This window comes from Ruminococcus difficilis (assembly GCF_016680995.1).
Genome location: NZ_JAEQMG010000121.1, coordinates 1 through 1,337 on the forward strand (window position 1 = coordinate 1; position 1,337 = coordinate 1,337).

Genomic DNA, 1,337 nt, shown 5'->3' on the forward strand with positions numbered 1-1,337 from the left:
GCAACGATGTTCTTTGCCTGTCTTACCTCGGCGGGCATAGCGTCCTGAATCTGAGCGATAATCTCAAATACCTCGTCGCTGTTAACCATTACCTTGCCGCCCGAGAGGGGTACCGGTCTTGCATTGTCAACCAGATTCTGTAAATCTAAAATTAAATCATCAACTTTCATTTTCTTCCACTCCTTATATATTAATAGCTGTCAATTTCCTTATCATAAAAAGCAGCAGCTACTTTTTATCTCTTAATCTGCCGACGATCTTGTCGTGCACGCACTCGGGCACGAAATTGCTGATATCGCCGCCCATTGAGCCGATTTCGCGTACCATGCTCGAGCTGAGGTACATCAGGTCGGAATCGGCGGTAATGAATATTGTCTCGAGGTCTGGGTTGAGCTTCTTGTTGGCAATCGCCATCTGGAACTCGTACTCGAAGTCCGAAACCGCCCGCAAGCCCTTGACGATCGCGTTTACGCCGCGCTCGCGCGCATATTCCGCCAACAGACCGTCGAAGCCCGCGATCTCAACATTCTCCAGATCAGCGGTGACCTGACGGAGAAGATCCATTCTCTCGTCGACGGAGAAGGTCGGGGTTTTTGATGAATTAATCAGAACCGCAACTATCACCTTGTCAAACATTTTTGCCGCTCTGCGAATCACCTGAAGATGTCCGAGCGTGACAGGGTCAAAGCTGCCCGGATAGATTACCGTTCTTTTCATTTCACAAAATCCTCATGCCTGTATGTGCTTATTTTTATTTTACCATAGCGATACTGTCTGTCAAGTGCAAAATCACCGTATTTTGACAAAATTTCCTCATTTAAGGGATTTTCCGCGATAATTACGCCCGTATCCTTCATGTGAGCGGATACTTTTCCGAGCGCGTCCTGCAAAATTCCCTTGCCGTACGGCGGGTCGAGAAACACGATGTCAAACTTCGTTGTGTTCATCGAAAGGAAGCTCTGCCAGTCAAGGCGGCATACCTTGGCGTTCTGCTCAAGGTTGGTCGACTTGAGGTTCTGACGGATAATGTCAACGCTTTTCTTCGCGCTGTCGACAAAGACAGCCTCCTTCGCGCCGCGGCTGAGAGCCTCGATGCCCATCTGTCCGGAGCCTGCGAAGAGGTCGAGAAACGCCCTGCCCTCTGTTTCGAACTGTATGATTGAAAAAACCGCTTCCTTGACCCTGTCGGTGGTGGGACGGACGTCCTCGCCCTCAAGAGTCAGCAGCCGTCTGCCGCGCGCGGTACCTGTAATCACTCGCATAGAATCTTCCTTATAGACTGTTTTCGATATTATACCATATATTTTTCTTTATTGCAATAATATTTTTATTCCTGC

General features: G+C 48.8%; 2 protein-coding genes. Both read right to left on the reverse strand.

Annotated elements, in window-relative coordinates; translation table 11 throughout:
* Positions 1-228: 228 nt before the first annotated feature.
* Complete coding sequence (gene coaD, locus JKK62_RS11595) at positions 229-717, reverse strand: pantetheine-phosphate adenylyltransferase (RefSeq protein ID WP_201428021.1); 489 nt, start codon at positions 715-717, stop codon at positions 229-231.
* Entirely contained in the window at positions 714-1,262 is a 549-nt protein-coding gene (rsmD, locus tag JKK62_RS11600) for a 16S rRNA (guanine(966)-N(2))-methyltransferase RsmD (RefSeq protein WP_201428022.1), read from the reverse strand. The genes coaD and rsmD overlap by 4 nt, the downstream gene beginning before the upstream one ends.
* Positions 1,263-1,337 lie beyond the last annotated feature (75 nt).